Genomic DNA, 1,527 nt, shown 5'->3' on the forward strand with positions numbered 1-1,527 from the left:
ACAACTTCCCCGTCACGAACCGAAACCCCACCCGGGGGGGGTGGGGGGGGAGCCTGCGGACCCCCCACAAAACACCCCCCTGTCCCCTTGGGGCACCCCCCCCCGCGGCCGAACGTCGGTCAGCGGATGGCGAGGGCGACGATCTGGGTGACCTCGTCGTCCGAGAAGTTGTCGTCGCTGACCAGGATCAGCGACCGCTCACCGGACGGGAGTTCCGGCCCCCACGTCATGCCTTCGGTGTTCTGGATGCTGGAGAGGCCCAGGGTGTCCAGGTCCACGACGAGCTTCTTGCTCATCGGCACGACGGGCTGTCCGGCGAGGGAGTCCGTCGCCCGCACGTCGGTCGCGCCGCGCGTGGTGGCGTCGTAGACGCGGATCTTGTATCCCGCGCCGGCGACCCAGGTGCGTTCCAGGACGAGGTAGCGGTCGGGGTCGTCGGGGAACGCGAGGAGGGACGGGACTCCGGTGTCCGGGCCCCAGGGACTGTTCGGGTCGGACGCGGCGAAGATCTTCTCGATCGGGTACGCGAACTGTCCGAGCACCTCGCCGCCGCGGGTCTGCTTCGTCACCCGGACGAGCGCGCCGTGCTCCAGGTCGGGCACCGGACCGTCCTGGATCAGCGGCCCCTCGACCGCGCTCGTCAGGACCTTGCCGCGGGCGCCGAAGGTGATCGCCTCGACCGCCTGGTTCCGGCGCGGCCCGCGCTCCTCCAGGGTGACCTCGTAGGTCTCCGGCAGCGGCAGCTGACCGAGGTAGGCACCGGTGGCGGAGGCGAACTGGACGGACGGCTGGATGACCGGTGCGTTCGCCGCCGTGGGCCGGTCGCCCTCCTGCGCCCACCAGTAGTGGCAGCTGCGCGGGTCGACCCGGATCTCCTCCGGGTCGACGGCCTTGCCGTCGGCGGCCGACGGGGACGGGTACACCGCGCCGTCCGCCTGGCGGAACGGGTGGGTACCGGTGAAGTCGACGGAGTGCACGCCGTCGGCGTCCACGTCCAGCCTGGCGGTGTAGAAGCGGGCGGGCTGCAGGTACGAGCGGTCGTCGCTGATGAACACGTACTCGCCGGTGCACCGGTTGCGGTCGACCCCGGAGAAGCCGCCGACCGTCGTTCCCTGGAAGTCGAGCTTGTGCGGAACGATCTTTTCGCCGAGCAGGCGGGCTTGCGCGGCGCGCTCCGACTGCCCTCCGGAACCGCCCGGTTGGGCGGCGGCGGCCGCGGCGGGGGCCAGCGTCGAGGTCAGGAGCAGGGCTGCGGCGCACACGCGGCGCGTCAGAGAAGATCTCATGCGGATGATCTTGGCCCAGGCCACCCCGGCGCCGCAGTCACCCATCCGGGTGTCGCTCCGGCATCCCTCGAACGGACCTGCCCCACCGTCTCCGCTCCTCAGCCCAGGGCCTGACGCGGGGGTGGCCCAAACCCCCACGGGGGGGGGGGGGGCAGGAGGGCGGGGGGGGGGGGGGGCGCGCCTGTCCCTTTGCTCCAGTCCGACACAGCAACGGGCTTCTCCTCCTTTTCCCCCCCCCACC

At 72.1% G+C, this 1,527-nt stretch carries 1 protein-coding gene; it reads right to left on the reverse strand.

The features are described from left to right. Positions 1-119: 119 nt before the first annotated feature. Positions 120-1,286 (reverse strand): esterase-like activity of phytase family protein, encoded by a 1,167-nt coding sequence (locus ACFWJO_RS01965; protein ID WP_386862891.1) that lies wholly within the window; start codon positions 1,284-1,286, stop codon positions 120-122. Positions 1,287-1,527 lie beyond the last annotated feature (241 nt).

Origin of the sequence: Streptomyces sp. NPDC127092 (assembly GCF_042722475.1) — a bacterium.
Classification (GTDB): Bacteria; Actinomycetota; Actinomycetes; order Streptomycetales; family Streptomycetaceae; genus Streptomyces.

Excerpts from the sequence above, each read along its gene's own strand:
- ACFWJO_RS01965 (WP_386862891.1), bottom strand. The coding sequence starts at position 1,286 with ATGAGATCTTCTCTGACGCGCCGCGTGTGCGCCGCAGCCCTGCTCCTG.